The organism is Burkholderia sp. Ax-1720, from assembly GCF_011753035.1.
Lineage (GTDB): Bacteria > Pseudomonadota > Gammaproteobacteria > Burkholderiales > Burkholderiaceae > Burkholderia > Burkholderia gladioli.
This window is the reverse complement of the sequence record NZ_VWWK01000027.1, coordinates 33,779-46,437: the sequence shown is the minus strand read 5'-3', so window position 1 is coordinate 46,437 and position 12,659 is coordinate 33,779. Positions and strand designations below refer to the sequence as shown.

14 protein-coding genes are annotated in these 12,659 nt (G+C 64.9%); 9 read left to right on the top strand and 5 right to left on the bottom strand.

Features of this window, described 5'->3' with window-relative positions:
- Positions 1-3: 3 nt before the first annotated feature.
- From F3J18_RS11480 to bioB, 6 genes are all read left to right on the top strand, one after another.
- The gene (locus tag F3J18_RS11480) at positions 4-468 is read left to right on the top strand and encodes a YchJ family protein (protein WP_166912887.1); all 465 of its coding nucleotides are present in this window, start codon (positions 4-6) and stop codon (positions 466-468) included.
- A gap of 106 nt (positions 469-574) precedes the next feature.
- The gene (locus tag F3J18_RS11475; RefSeq protein ID WP_025098640.1) at positions 575-1,870 is read left to right on the top strand and encodes a CocE/NonD family hydrolase; all 1,296 of its coding nucleotides are present in this window, start codon (positions 575-577) and stop codon (positions 1,868-1,870) included.
- A 555-nt stretch (positions 1,871-2,425) separates the two neighbouring features.
- Positions 2,426-3,769 carry an adenosylmethionine--8-amino-7-oxononanoate transaminase gene (gene bioA / locus F3J18_RS11470; protein WP_166912886.1) on the top strand — a complete coding sequence of 448 codons (1,344 nt, stop codon included), beginning with the start codon at positions 2,426-2,428 and terminating at the stop codon, positions 3,767-3,769.
- On the top strand, positions 3,766-4,974 hold the full coding sequence (bioF, locus tag F3J18_RS11465) for an 8-amino-7-oxononanoate synthase (protein WP_166912885.1): 1,209 nt from the start codon (positions 3,766-3,768) through the stop codon (positions 4,972-4,974). The genes bioA and bioF overlap by 4 nt, the downstream gene beginning before the upstream one ends.
- Entirely contained in the window at positions 4,971-5,714 is a 744-nt protein-coding gene (gene bioD / locus F3J18_RS11460) for a dethiobiotin synthase (RefSeq protein ID WP_166912884.1), read from the top strand. The genes bioF and bioD overlap by 4 nt, the downstream gene beginning before the upstream one ends.
- Positions 5,715-5,754: 40 nt before the next feature.
- Positions 5,755-6,834 (top strand): biotin synthase BioB, encoded by a 1,080-nt coding sequence (gene bioB / locus F3J18_RS11455; protein WP_166912883.1) that lies wholly within the window; start codon positions 5,755-5,757, stop codon positions 6,832-6,834.
- A 90-nt stretch (positions 6,835-6,924) separates the two neighbouring features.
- Here the strand turns inward: bioB and F3J18_RS11450 are convergent, their stop codons facing one another.
- Entirely contained in the window at positions 6,925-7,644 is a 720-nt protein-coding gene (locus F3J18_RS11450; protein ID WP_096750113.1) for a copper homeostasis protein CutC, read from the bottom strand.
- A gap of 115 nt (positions 7,645-7,759) precedes the next feature.
- On the opposite strand from F3J18_RS11450, the gene F3J18_RS11445 reads away from it, so the two are divergent.
- The 3 genes from F3J18_RS11445 to F3J18_RS11435 are packed head-to-tail and all read left to right on the top strand — an operon-like array spanning position 7,760 to position 9,691.
- Positions 7,760-8,959 (top strand): hypothetical protein, encoded by a 1,200-nt coding sequence (locus F3J18_RS11445; protein ID WP_166912882.1) that lies wholly within the window; start codon positions 7,760-7,762, stop codon positions 8,957-8,959.
- Positions 8,937-9,446: a hypothetical protein gene (locus F3J18_RS11440; protein WP_166912881.1), complete on the top strand. Its 510-nt coding sequence runs from the start codon at positions 8,937-8,939 to the stop codon at positions 9,444-9,446. Before F3J18_RS11445 ends, F3J18_RS11440 begins: the two co-directional genes overlap by 23 nt.
- Positions 9,443-9,691, top strand: a complete 249-nt coding sequence (locus F3J18_RS11435) for a hypothetical protein (protein ID WP_124094646.1) — start codon at positions 9,443-9,445, stop codon at positions 9,689-9,691. Before F3J18_RS11440 ends, F3J18_RS11435 begins: the two co-directional genes overlap by 4 nt.
- Positions 9,692-10,548: 857 nt before the next feature.
- On the opposite strand, the gene F3J18_RS11430 is transcribed toward F3J18_RS11435, so the two are convergent.
- The 4 genes from F3J18_RS11430 to F3J18_RS11415 form a co-directional block, all read right to left on the bottom strand.
- Positions 10,549-11,025, bottom strand: a complete 477-nt coding sequence (locus F3J18_RS11430) for a hypothetical protein (RefSeq protein ID WP_166912880.1) — start codon at positions 11,023-11,025, stop codon at positions 10,549-10,551.
- A 179-nt stretch (positions 11,026-11,204) separates the two neighbouring features.
- Positions 11,205-11,579: a hypothetical protein gene (locus F3J18_RS11425; protein WP_166912879.1), complete on the bottom strand. Its 375-nt coding sequence runs from the start codon at positions 11,577-11,579 to the stop codon at positions 11,205-11,207.
- Positions 11,580-11,979: 400 nt separating this feature from the next.
- A complete protein-coding gene (locus F3J18_RS11420) occupies positions 11,980-12,357 on the bottom strand; it encodes a hypothetical protein (protein ID WP_166912878.1) in 378 nt (125 codons plus the stop codon).
- 23 nt (positions 12,358-12,380) lie between these two features.
- Positions 12,381-12,590, bottom strand: a complete 210-nt coding sequence (locus F3J18_RS11415) for a hypothetical protein (RefSeq protein ID WP_052307277.1) — start codon at positions 12,588-12,590, stop codon at positions 12,381-12,383.
- Positions 12,591-12,659: the final 69 nt, after the last annotated feature.

Below are 12,659 nucleotides of genomic sequence, written 5' to 3'. Positions count from 1 at the left end.
GCGATGAACGAACGTTCCACCGAGGCTTCCCGCCCCACTTCGTCCACAGCCGCCGGGCGGCCGGTACTGTGCCCCTGCGGCGGCGCGCAACCGGGCCGGCGGCCCGAGCGCGCGCCGGCCTACGCGGCCTGCTGCGGCCCGCTGATCGATGCCGGCACGCCGGCGCCGAACGCCTGGCAACTGATGCGTTCGCGCTACACCGCCTACGTGCTCGGCGAGACGGCCTACCTGCGCGCCACCTGGGATCCGGCCACCTGCCCGGCCGATCTCGAGGCCGGCGACGGCCCGCGCTGGCTCGGCCTCGACATCAAGCGCTTCGCCGAGCAGGACGCCGCCCACGCCGTGGTGGAGTTCGTGGCGCGCTACAAGGACGGCTCGCGCGCGCACCGGCTGCACGAGACCAGCCGCTTCTCGCGCGACGAGCACGGAATCTGGCGCTATATCGACGGCAATGTAAGCGAACGCTGAGTCAACGCCACCGCGGCGGAGGAAGGGTTATTCCCGCATTGCACAAGCCGAATTTGTCGGGCTAGGATGGACCCGGTTTCAAACGAAATGGGTCGCGGGAATCGACATGGTGTTTCGCAAGGTGTTAGCAGCTTGGATGGCGGCGTCTCTGCTGTCGGCCGCCCAGGCCGGCACCTTGTCCGCTGCCGCGGCCTCCCCCGACGCGATCGCGTCGCCCGCCCCGACTTCCTCCACGGCCTCGCTGGCCGGCGCCGAACGGTTCGACTACAACGAACCGGGGCTGCCGCAGATCACGGCCGACATGAACGAGCAGATCATCCGGATCCCCGCCGATCGCGACGGTTCGGTGATGCTCGAAGCCACCGTCTTCAAGCCCAACGGCCCCGGGCCGTTCCCGCTGGTGGTGTTCAACCACGGCAAGAACCCCGGCGACCTGCACGACCAGCCGCGCAGCCGGCCGGTCGCCTTCGCGCGGGAGTTCGTGCGCCGCGGTTACGCGGTGGTGGCGCCGAACCGCGAGGGTTTCGCGGGCTCGGGCGGCACCTACGTGCAGGAAGGCTGCGACGTCGAACGCAACGGCATGGCGCAGGCGCGCGACGTGTCCGCCACGGTCGACTACATGGCCAAGCAGCCCTACGTGGACGCCAACCGCATCGTGGTGGCCGGCACCTCGCACGGCGGGCTGGTCTCGCTGGCCTACGGCACGGTCGCGGCCAAGGGCGTGAAGGGCATCATCAACTTCTCCGGCGGCCTGCGCCAGGATCTCTGCGACGGCTGGCAGAAGAACCTGGTGGGCGCCTTCGACACCTACGGCGAAAAGACCCAGGTGCCCTCGCTGTGGATGTACGGCGACAACGATTCGGTCTGGTCGCCGGCCCTGGTCGAGCGGCTGCGCGAGGCCTATGTCTCGCACGGCGCGAGCACCCTGTTCGTCGACTACGGCAGCTACAAGGACGACGCGCACCGGCTGATCGTCGACCGCGACGGCGTGCCGATCTGGTGGCCCTCGGTCAACGCCTTCCTCAGCGAGCTGCACATGCCGACCACGGTGCTCTATGCCGTGGCCTGCCCGCACATGCCTTCCGCCTCGGGTTACGCCTCGATCGACGCCGTCGACGCGGTGCCCTACCTCGACGCCGCCGGCCGCGAAGGCTATCGCCACTTCCTGAACCAGCATCCGAGCCGCGCCTTCGCGGTGTCGGCAGAAGGCGCCTGGTCCTGGGCCGAGGGCGGCGACGACCCGATGGCGCTCGCGCTCGAGAACTGCCGCAAGCAGGGCACCGGCGCCTGCCGGCTCTATGCCGTCGACAACCACGTGGTCTGGCATGCCAACGAAGGCACGGCCACGGCCGAGGCGGTCGCGCCGGCCGACGGCGCCACCCACGCGCTGGCCAGCCGCTGAGCGACGCTTCGTAGACCTCCCTTGCACACACGGCGAGACCTTCCCGGTTTCGCCGTTTTGCCGTCTGCGTCACCGTTCCCGCTTCGCGCCCACCTTGCGCTGACCTCGCCCCGTCACGTCCTTCGGCGACACTTCGCCTGATCGCCCGTGCTCCGGGGCGCCTCGCGCACGACAGCCGCATCGATCCCTCCCTTTTTCGTTGCGAACCTCCCGCGCCGCTTCCCCTCGATTTCCGTCCGTCGGGTGGCGCCACTTTGCCGTCGTCATCTGCACGCTATCCCGGGCATCGTGGCCGAACCGTCGCGAGCACCCCAAAACCTCGCGCAACTCCATGCCCAGCAAGGCTCCGCACGTTTGTAACCAATGCTGCGCGAGGCCCGGAATCGCGCTAATCTCTGGCCCGTTTTGGTTTTGCACGCAGGCGCGTCGACGGCCGTCGCGGGGCGGATATCGCCCGCCGGCCGCCGCCTCGATGGACCGGCGCGGGGCCGCTGCCGCGGTTCCACCCGAATCTCGTCCGAATCCCGCCGCGCCGCGTCCCGTTCCGGAGCCGTTTTGAGCACACAACCCGACGACTGGGTTGCGCGCAGCCTGCGCGCAGTCTGGCACCCCTGTACGCAGATGAAGCACCACGAGCGCATGCCGCTCGTGCCGGTGGCGCGCGGCGCCGGCCCCTGGCTGTACGACCGCGACGGCGCGCGCTACCTGGACGCGATCAGCTCCTGGTGGGTGAACCTGTTCGGCCATGCCAACCCGCGTATCAATGCCGCGCTGAAGGACCAGCTCGACACGCTGGAGCACGCCATGCTGGCCGGCTGCACGCACGAGCCCGCCATCGAACTGGCCGAGCGCCTCGCCGCGCTCACGCGGCACACGCTCGGCCATGCCTTCTTCGCCTCGGACGGCGCCTCGGCCGTCGAGATCGCCCTGAAGATGAGCTTCCACGCCTGGCGCAACGCCGGCCGCGGCGAGAAGCGCGAATTCGTCTGCGTGGCGAACGGCTATCACGGCGAGACCATCGGCGCGCTCGGCGTGACCGACGTCGCCCTGTTCAAGGACGCCTACGACCCGCTGATCCGCCACGCCCACGTGGTGGCCTCGCCCGACGCGCGCCAGGCCGCGCCCGGCGAGGGCGCGGCCGAGGTGGCCGCGCGCGCGCTGGCCGCGGTGGAGCAGTTGTTCGCCGAGCGCGCCGGCGCGCTCGCCGCGCTGATCGTCGAGCCGCTGGTGCAGTGCGCGGCCGGCATGGCGATGCACGACGCGTCCTACGTGAGCGGGCTGCGCGCGCTTTGCGACCGCTACCAGGTGCACCTGATCGCCGACGAGATCGCGGTGGGCTGCGGCCGCACCGGCACCTTCTTCGCCTGCGAGCAGGCCGGCGTGTGGCCCGACTTCCTGTGCCTGAGCAAGGGCATCAGCGGCGGCTACCTGCCGCTCTCGCTGGTGCTCTCGCGCGATGCGATCTACCAGGCCTTCTACGACGACGACACCGCGCGCGGCTTCCTGCATTCGCATTCCTACACGGGCAATCCGCTGGCCTGCCGCGCCGCGCTCGCCACGCTCGAGCTGTTCGACAGCGACGACGTGCTGGCGGCCAATGCGCGCAAGTCGGCGCGCCTGCGCGAGGCGCTCGCGCCGCTCGCCGAGCGCGACGAGGTGCGCCACCTGCGCCAGCGCGGCACCATCCTGGCCTTCGACGTCGCGCTCGAGGCCGAGCAGGCGCGCGGTTTCTCGCGCCGCTTCTTCGAGCAGGCGCTCAGGCACGAACTGCTGCTGCGCCCGATCGGCAGCAGCGTCTACCTGATGCCGCCCTACGTGCTCGACGACGGGCAGATCGACTGGCTGGCCGCGCAAACGCGCGCCACGCTCGACGCCACGCTCGCGGAGGTGCGCGCATGAGCACGCCGAACCCGCCGAGCCTGCTTGCCGCGCTCGAACGCGGCCTGGCCGAGATCGACGCGCAAGGGCTGCGCCGCGTGCGCCGCACCGCCGACAGCGCCTGCGGCGCGCGCATGACGGTGGACGGCCGCGAGATCGTCAGCTTCGCCAGCAACGACTACCTGGGCCTGGCCGCGCATCCGGCGCTGGTCGAGGCCTTCGCCGAGGGCGCGCGCCGCTACGGCTCCGGCAGCGGCGGCTCGCACCTGCTGGGCGGCCATTCGCGCGCGCATGCGCGGCTCGAGGACGAGCTGGCCGACTTCTCCGGCGGCTTCTGCGCCGCGCCGCGCGCGCTCTACTTCAGCACCGGCTACATGGCCAACCTCGCCGCGCTGACGGCGCTGACCGGCCGCGGCGCCGAGATCTTCTCCGACTCGCTGAACCATGCCTCGCTGATCGACGGCACGCGCCTGTCGCGCGCCGAGATCAGCGTCTATCCGCATGGCGACATGGACGCACTGGCCGCGCAGCTCGCCGCCTCGACGGCCGAGACCAAGCTGATCGTGTCCGACACGGTGTTCAGCATGGACGGCACCATCGCCCCGCTGCAGCGGCTGGTGGCCCTGGCCGAGGCGCATGGCGCGTGGCTGGTGATCGACGACGCGCACGGCTTCGGCGTGCTCGGCCCGCAAGGGCGCGGCGCGCCGGCCGCCTATGGGCTGCGCTCCGAGCACCTGATCTACGTCGGCACGCTCGGCAAGGCCGCCGGCGTGGCCGGCGCCTTCGTGATCGCGCACGAGACCGTGATCGAATGGATGATCCAGCGCGCGCGCAGCTACATCTTCACCACCGCCGCGCCGCCCTCGGTGGCGCACGCCGTGTCGGCCAGCCTCGCGCTGATCGGCGGCGAGGAAGGCGAGGCGAGGCGCGCGCACCTGGCCGCGCTGATCGAGCGCACCCGCGAGATCCTGCGCAATACGCGCTGGCAGCCGATCGACTCGCGCACCGCCGTGCAGCCGCTGGTGATCGGCGAGAACGACGCGACCCTGGCCGCGATGCGCGCGATGGACCAGCACGGCCTGTGGGTGCCGGCGATCCGCCCGCCCACCGTGCCGGCCGGCACCTCGCGGCTGCGCGTGTCGCTGTCGGCCGCGCACGACTTCGCGGACCTGGCCCGGCTCGAGGCCGCCCTGAGCGCCGCCGGCGCGGCGGAGGCGGCGGCATGAGCGCGTCTTCCACCTCCTCCACGTTGTCCTGCTTCGTCACCGGCACCGATACCGAGATCGGCAAGACCTTCGTGTCGGCCGCGCTGCTGCACGGCTTCGCGCGGCACGGCCTGCGCGCCGCCGCGATGAAGCCGATCGCGGCCGGTGCCGAGGAACGGGACGGCGTGCTGCACAACGAGGACGCCGACCAGCTCGACGCGGCCGCCAACGTCGCGCTGCCGCCCGCGATTCGCACGCCCTTCATGATGAAGGCGCCGGCCGCGCCGCATATCGTGGCCGCGCAGGAAGGCCTGAAGCTGGAGATCGGCACCATCCTGGCCGCGCACGCGCAAGCCTGCCGGGCCGCCGAGGTGGTGGTGGTCGAGGGCGTGGGCGGCTTTCGCGTGCCGCTCGACGACCGACTCGACACCGCCGACCTGGCGGTGGCACTGAAGCTGCCGGTGGTGCTGGTGGTCGGCGTGCGGCTCGGCTGCATCAACCACGCGCTGCTCACCGCCGACGCGATCGCCGCGCGCGGGCTGCGCATCGCCGGCTGGGTGGCCAACCGCGTCGATCCGGCCATGCTCTATGCCGACCAGAACATCGCCACCGTCGCGCAATGGCTCGCGCGCGAGCACGATGCGCCGCTGATCGGCGAGATTCCCTACATGACGCCGCCGCGGGCAGAGCAAGCCGCGGCGGCACTCGACATCGAACGGCTGCTGGCGGCGCTTCGCCACGCGAACGCCGCGCGGCCCTGACCGACAACCGCTGATCCCCGACCCTACCGAGGACCCGACCATGACCCAAGCCCAAACCGTGAGCACCGACGCGAGCATCGCACCCGCAGCCGTTCCCGTGGCCGCGCCGGTATCGCCGCGCTGGCGCGTCGCCGACGTCGTCAAGCTCTACGAACTGCCCTTCAACGACCTGCTGTTCCGCGCCCAGCAGGTGCATCGCGAGCACTTCGACGCGAACGCGATCCAGCTCTCCACCCTGCTGTCGATCAAGACCGGCGGCTGCGAGGAGGATTGCGGCTACTGCTCGCAGTCCTCGCATCACGAGACCGAGCTGAAGGCCAGCAAGCTGATGGACGTGAGCGCGGTGCTCAACGCCGCGCGCGCGGCCAAGGCCAATGGCGCGACGCGCTTCTGCATGGGCGCCGCCTGGCGCAGCCCGAAGGAGCGCCATATCGAGCCGCTCACCGAGATGATCCGCGGCGTCAAGGAGATGGGCCTGGAGACCTGCATGACGCTGGGCATGCTGGAGGACGAGCAGGCGCAGGCGCTCTCGGAAGCCGGCCTCGACTACTACAACCACAACCTCGACACCTCGCCCGAGTTCTACGGCCAGGTGATCTCGACGCGCACCTACCAGGACCGGCTCGACACGCTCGACCGGGTGCGCGACGCGGGCATCAACGTCTGCTGCGGCGGCATCATCGGCATGGGCGAATCGCGCCGCGAGCGCGCCGGGCTGATCACCCAGCTCGCCAACATGAACCCGTATCCGGAATCGGTGCCGATCAACAACCTGGTGGCGATCAAGGGCACGCCGCTGGAAGGCACCGCGCCGCTCGACCCGTTCGAGTTCGTGCGCACCATCGCGGTGGCGCGCATCACCATGCCCAAGGCGATGGTGCGGCTGTCGGCCGGGCGCGAGCAGCTCGACGACTCGATGCAGACGCTGTGCTTCCTGGCCGGCGCGAACTCGATGTTCTACGGCGACCAGCTGCTGACCACCAGCAATCCGCAGGCGCAGAAGGATCGCGAGCTGCTGGCGCGGCTGGGGATGCGTGCCGAGTCGGCGCAGCAGATGCCGGCGGAAGCCGCGGCCGAGCCGGTGAAGTGCGCGCATGCGCCGGGGCCGGTGGCGAACTGAGCTTCGGGCTGGCTTGAATGAGATCGGCGCGCCGCGGTTGGGCGCGCCGATTTTGTTTTGATGCTTGCGGGGAAGTCGTGAGGAGTTCGTTCAGCGCGCCGCGCCGGCCGCCGCGTCGAGGGTGGCGCGGACCTTCGCGACCAGGCGCGCATCGACCGGGCCCCAGGACTCGCCGCGCTCGCGCACGCCGGTGCCGAGGTGGACCGCGCGCACGCCCGTGGCGCGCACGAAATCGCCGATCGAATCGACCGTGAGGCCGGCGCCGGCCAGCACTTCGCAGCCTTGGCCCGCAGCGCGGCGCGCCAGGCGCGCGATCGTATCGCGACCGTCGAGCGCGGAGGGATGGCCGCCCGAGGTCAGCACGGAGGTGACGGCCGGCGTCTTCAGCAGCGTCTCGAAGGCGGCGTTGAGATCGCGCGAGACGTCGAAGGCGCGATGGAAGGTGATCGGCTTGCCGCCGGCGGCCTCGACGATGCGCGCCAGCGCGGCGGCATCGATGTCGCCATGGGCGTTCAGCGCGCCGAACACGATGCCCGAGGCACCGGCGGCGACGGCCGCCTGCGTGTCGCGTTCGAGGATCGCAAGTTCCTCGGCGGTGTAGACGAAGCCGCGGCTATGCGGACGCACGATCACGTTGACGGGAATCGGCACGGCCCGCGCCACCGCCTCGATCAGGCCGATGCTCGGCGTCAGGCCGCCCTCGGCCAGCCCGGTGACGAGTTCGATGCGATCGGCGCCGGCGCGCGCGGCGGTCTGCGCGTCGGACAGCGTGGTGGCGATGACTTCGAGGAGGATGGACGGAACGGGCATGGGGCGATGGCGGCTTCCGGGGAAAGTTGCATCATAGCCGAGGTGGGATGGGGGTGTTCCGGGTAGAGATGCCCTAATGTGGAATTGGATTTTTCTGGGGTAATCACATCACGTTGTGACTGGCACGCTGACGTTCAGCGATATTCAGGATCACTCACACTACAGCGCGTCGAGCAGTGGGATTGGTGGCGGTTTTTCGGTCGGCACGAGCGACAAGTCCACTGGCAAGGATTCGGCCAGCGGCAAGGGCGGTGTGTCACCGATGCTCGGCCAGAGCGAGGGAGGCGACCAATCGGCGACGACTCGCAGCGCCGTGGCTGTCGGCACCATCACCGTTACCAATGCTGCTGGGCAGACGCAGGACGTTGCCGGCTTGAGTCGCGATACCAGCGGTACTAACGGTTCGGTGTCGAAGACTCCGGACGTGCAGAAACTGCTCTCGCAGCAGGCGGATACGATGAATGCCGCGCAGGCGGCTGGCCAGACTATCGCGCAAGCGATCGGGGATTACGCGAGCAGCAAATACAAGGAGGCGGTGGCGGCGAAGGAGGCTGCGGAGAAAGCGGGCGATAGCGCGGGCGTCGCGGCAGCTCAGACAGCGATCGATGAATGGAAGGAGGGGGGCGACTATCGTGTCGCGATGCATACCGCTGGTGGCGCGCTGATCGGCGGGCTGGGCGGGAATGCCTTGGGCGGTGCATTGGGTGCTGGGGTATCGGTGTTTCTCGCCGGCAAGCTCAATGACTTGAGCCAGTCGATCCAGAAGTCGAGCCCGACGGGCAACGCTGCGCTTGATCAAGCCTTGGGTAATATCATCGCGAACGTCGCGGCGACGGGGGCGGGGGCGTTGGTGGGCGGGTCGGCACGCGCTGCGACCGCTTCCAATGCGGATCTCTACAACCGGCAGATGCATCCGGATGAAAAGCAGAAACTCGCGAAGTTGCAGCAGGGGCAAACGCCAGAGGAACAGCAGCGGCTGGCCGATGCGGCGTGCTATTTGGTGCAGTGTGCGGCGCAGCTGTCGGATAACGATCCGGCCAAGGCGGCGGCGCAGGATTCGCAGAACCGTGGCGCGGGCTATGTGAGCGAGCAGCGCGATCTGAGGTCGACGGGGCAGTTCGTCTACGACCCGATCGTCGACGCGTGGGCCGACACGTCAGCCAGGGCAGCCGACTGGATCATTCAGGAGGCGAAGTCGGCGGGGCGTGGTGCGGCGAACATGGGGAGCCTAGTTCGTCAACAAGATGAACGCGGCCAGCGGGCAGACCCCGCCGTCCGATGCGAATCCGCTGGTGCAGGCCAACGACGGCAATAACACGCCCAGCGGAACGGCGGGCGCCGTGGTTACGCCACCGGTGTATGCGATGACACCGGAAGGACCGGTGCCGGTGTCGCCGGGAATCGCGGCACCGGGCACGCCGATCCTGTCGAGCGGCGGTAATAATAGTGGGGGCGATGGGCAGCCGTCTGTGAGAGATAGCGCCGGCGATCTTGCAAGCGCAGCAAACCAACTATTCAAGGATGGACAAGCAATTACTAATGCTGGTCGTGCTGTCACCAAACATCCCGAATACTTTGGTTTCGACTCTACACAGGATCTACGACAGGTTTATCGAAGTGATGCGCAATTGAATGAATTGGCGGCAAATGCGGCACAAGATATCCTGCAAAATGGCACAAAGACCATTGGTGCGGGCGGAAGGTATCCGAATGGATGGGTTACATATACGCTTCCTGACGGTCGGGCGGCTAGCTGGGCAACATCGGGCGAATTCATTGGATTTAGAGGGTTGCAGAAATGATCTATGGTTTGATCTTCGAAAAAGTTGGCGACATCAATAGCTTGTATCCGTACATCTGTGTCTATATACAGGGCGAAAGTAACCCCTTTATGGAAATAGGCGTTTCCGAAGAAAAGCAGCTTGTATTGACCTTCTATGAGAATGATAAGAACGTAGCTTTATCTGTTGAACAGTGGGATGAGATTGCAAGGCGCGGTCGTGAATTCTTGCCGAAGGCAATAGCTGACGAAGACGCATCTATGTAAGGCACAAACGCAAACCCGGCGAAGAGCCGGGTTCGTGATTTATGGCGTTGTCGAGTATGCTAATGAACTTATTGAGAGCCAAAGCAATGTTGAACGTTCAACTTTTTTGCTCTACGGCAGGATAGGCTCGCGCCGGTTATTGCCCGGACAGCGAGTGAAAAGACGACCCGGCTTCGGCCAGGTTTGTCATTTGTGGGCCTGCGAAGATCGGCGCGTGAGCGTCGGCGGTGCCGGGTTCTCCAAGGGCTGGCCCTTGGAGCACGTGATATGGGAAACGCGTAGGCGTTTGCGTATACATATCTATCGTGCCTCCCGGCGTGTCGTTTTTAGCGGCAAACCAGTTCAACCGGCAGTTGCATTCTGAAGAGCGAAACATGTTTGCAACTGTTGCTAAAGGCCATGCTGCCGCGGGTAAGACGCCGGCCGATTGGACCGGCCAGAGTTTCATAGACACTCTGGACTGCCCAGGGAATGCTAGACGCTGCTGGCCTATGTGGTCCGGCCATCCTCTACGAAGAGCGTTTTGCCCGGCCATCCGTGTGATGCTCAACCCGCCTCGAACACGGAAATTCTGACAGGCCCCTCTACCCGGAACACCCCCATCCTAACTCCAGACATGGCCATCCAATCTATCAACCAAAATGGCGCCACCGGCTTTTTCCTCGCCTCCCACCGCTGACGACTGTCTAAATAAATAATACAACGGCGAAGCTTAAGCCTCACCGTCCGCATCGGCCAACAACGTACAATTGTTTCGCGACATACGCCCATCAAACATACACGCAGAAAACATCAGCACCGGCAACTTACAACACCACCCAAATTCACTACCAACCCGCCTCAAATCCGATTAGCAGTTACGCTTTAATAACGAGAAATCCATCGCTCATAGATATATCACCAAAATTCTTTCTAAAAAGAGGGATTAATTCATCACAGCCCAAATAAACAACATCCTCAAGACGCTCCCCCTCAGGAGCAAACATAACGGCCCAAAAATCGATCCTGCTCAGAAAATCAATAAACTCAATCTCGAAACCATCACACCTTTCCGCCCCCACCAAACACCACTTTTGATATTCATCCAACAGGGGACCATCGATACTCACAAACTCCAACTCTTCGCATCGAGCTCCGTCAGGGAGTCTATTTAAAACAAACCGCGTCACGGGATGCACACCAAACTCAACCCCCATCACAATTGACGATACATATCGGGATGGCGAATCAATCTCGACAACTTCATCACCCCACTGCACAGTTTTAGGAGGAAGCATTTTAAAAAAACGCATCCTATCCACTTTAAAAATCACCAATCCAAATTTGGCATTCATAAAATCAATAAATATCCAAAAAATAATTTGACAGACCTACCACCCTAAACAGGAGCACACTCACATTCATAAATATATGATCCCGGATGAAAGGAATCTGGAAAATTGACCTGCGAATTTTTTTAGTCGAATCAGCGGCCGATCCAACCGCTGCGCCCTGCATCGCGCCGCCGACACCGCTACCACCCACAGCCCCCCTCGATCAAGCCGCCGCCCGCCACATACAGCATGGTCCGATTGCTGCCACCTTCAGCCCAGTACTTGGCCTCGTCCAGATAACCCCGCATCGCATCAAGGTCGCCGCGATCCTGCGCGGCCTTAGCCTCCTTGATCGCGTCGTCTCGCTTGCTGTCCGCGTAATCCCCGATCTTCGTGGCGACCGCCTCCCCAGCGGCCGACACCGCGTTCATCAGATCGGCTTGCTGCGCAATGGTGTTGTTCACGTCCGGCAGCTTCGACACGGCGCCATTCGTGCCGGTCGTGTCGCGGCTCAAGTTCGTCACATCTTGCGCTTGATGATTCGGGTCCGTGGCCTGGATCTGGCCGGCGCCCACGGCGCTACGCGTCGTCGAACTTGAACTGCCGCTCTCGTGCGCATAGGTCGGGGTACCGTCTCCGCCTCCTGGCACCGACGCAGTCCCATGAGAAGGATGGCTGCTGCTGGCAATGTCGCTGCTCAGCCCTTCGCTGCAACCGGTGCTCGTCGCCGTGAATCGGAGTGATTCTGGATATCGCTGAAACTCAGCGTACCGGTCGTCAGCGAGTTCTTGCCTGGATCGGCCACACTCGAAATGACGCCACCGTTCAAATCGGTATGGCCGCTCACGTTGACATCGAATCCCCCCGTGCCCGCGACAATGCAACTCTGCTCGTTATCGTGCCCAAACTCTTTTTTACTACGGTAGTCCGAACAACAATCGGCGTGAACCTATTACACGCCTTATGCTCGAATGCTCAGAGGGAAAGGATCACGCTGCGATTCCTCGCTACCGCTTCGCAAAGAAAGTCACGGAGTGTCATCAACTCTGACAGCAACGCTTCTCGCGATACGCTTGCTTTCAAAGGTTTGTGTTCGGCTGTCCAGCGATACACGAATTCAACATCACACACGTCCAGCTCCTGCAAGGCACGCGCCCGAGCCTCTAGAGCAATAATGACTTTCTTAACCACCGACACGTCGGCCTCGTCTTCTTCATATTGATCGAACATCGTGCTGCATTTCGCATTGAAATCCGACCAGAATTTCGAAGAGAACAACCATTCAGACAGTGAGCCTGACAGGCGTAACTGACCACCTTCTTCCACTGAAAAAAGAGATTCCTGCATCCTCATGACATAGCTTTTACTTGACTGGATCAAGCGCTCGGAAACCGTTTCAATGACGAAAAATCAACCTTCCATATATCAAGCTCATAGAGTTCGCCATACTCATCCAAGTTGACGGCAACCATAATCGGCACGCCATCACTATCGATGAACTCCTTTTCGACCAGCTGCACACCAAGACGGCGAGGGCGCGCATCCGAGGTACAAAAGCGCAGCCCCCCCATTCCACCGTCGTTCATTTCTTCAACTCGAACGTTAGCAAGAGAACCTAGAAGCTCCTCCGCTCGAGGTCTCCCCGCGATCAGCGC

What these genes read in the sequence shown, in the direction of transcription:
- F3J18_RS11480 (WP_166912887.1), top strand. Translation starts at nt 4, where the DNA reads ATGAACGAACGTTCCACCGAGGCTTCCCGCCCCACTTCGTCCACAGCC.
- F3J18_RS11475 (WP_025098640.1), top strand. Translation starts at nt 575, where the DNA reads ATGGTGTTTCGCAAGGTGTTAGCAGCTTGGATGGCGGCGTCTCTGCTG.
- bioF (WP_166912885.1), top strand. Translation starts at nt 3,766, where the DNA reads ATGAGCACGCCGAACCCGCCGAGCCTGCTTGCCGCGCTCGAACGCGGC.
- bioD (WP_166912884.1), top strand. Translation starts at nt 4,971, where the DNA reads ATGAGCGCGTCTTCCACCTCCTCCACGTTGTCCTGCTTCGTCACCGGC.
- bioB (WP_166912883.1), top strand. Translation starts at nt 5,755, where the DNA reads ATGACCCAAGCCCAAACCGTGAGCACCGACGCGAGCATCGCACCCGCA.
- F3J18_RS11450 (WP_096750113.1), bottom strand. Translation starts at nt 7,644, where the DNA reads ATGCCCGTTCCGTCCATCCTCCTCGAAGTCATCGCCACCACGCTGTCC.
- F3J18_RS11435 (WP_124094646.1), top strand. Translation starts at nt 9,443, where the DNA reads ATGATCTATGGTTTGATCTTCGAAAAAGTTGGCGACATCAATAGCTTG.
- F3J18_RS11430 (WP_166912880.1), bottom strand. Translation starts at nt 11,025, where the DNA reads ATGAATGCCAAATTTGGATTGGTGATTTTTAAAGTGGATAGGATGCGT.
- F3J18_RS11420 (WP_166912878.1), bottom strand. Translation starts at nt 12,357, where the DNA reads ATGAGGATGCAGGAATCTCTTTTTTCAGTGGAAGAAGGTGGTCAGTTA.
- F3J18_RS11415 (WP_052307277.1), bottom strand. Translation starts at nt 12,590, where the DNA reads ATGAACGACGGTGGAATGGGGGGGCTGCGCTTTTGTACCTCGGATGCG.